The organism is Oscillibacter sp. MSJ-31, assembly GCF_018918025.1.
GTDB lineage: Bacteria > Bacillota > Clostridia > Oscillospirales > Oscillospiraceae > Hominicoprocola.
The window spans coordinates 1-533 of record NZ_JAHLPT010000072.1; the positions used below are offsets into that span (position 1 = coordinate 1).

1 protein-coding gene is annotated in these 533 nt (G+C 60.4%); it reads right to left on the bottom strand.

What is annotated here, in order from left to right; genetic code table 11:
• Positions 1–155 precede the first annotated feature (155 nt).
• On the bottom strand, positions 156–533 hold a 378-nt coding region (locus KQI17_RS13470), incomplete at its 5' end, for a zinc-ribbon domain-containing protein (RefSeq protein ID WP_216496700.1).

The window sequence follows — 533 nt, forward strand, 5'->3', positions numbered from 1 at the left end:
GGCCTGCGGTGTCGCCGTAGGCCGGCTCGACCGCTCCTGTGCCGACCGTGAGCAGACTAACTGTCATGGCGAACACAAGAATGAGGGATAAGATTTTGCGTTTCATTTTGGTCCTCCTAATGTATTTTTTCCGCGGCTCCCCGCGGTTGGGATACTTATTTCACCGGCTCCGCCGGAGATTCACTTAGAATCGCTGTGCATTGGCTCAATGGTCTGCCTGCGCAGATTGGACAGCCGCAGCGCTGTTTTCCCGTGCGGCTGTTGACGACCGCCCGCCACGCATGACCCTTATCGCAGAGCCACCAGACCTTGCGGCGGCTGCCGGGCGTCACCTGCTGCGGTGTAAGGCTGCCGTTGCGCGTCGGGTGCCATTGCGAGGCAACGACCGGCTCTATCGTCGCGAGGTCGTTGAAGCCGGGCAGAACCTTGTGGTTGGAGCAATACGGACAATCGCTTCCACTCCGCACGCGGTGAGCTATAACAGCCGGATAGGAATGTCCCTGTTCGCAGCGCCACCACACGCGGCGGTTGGA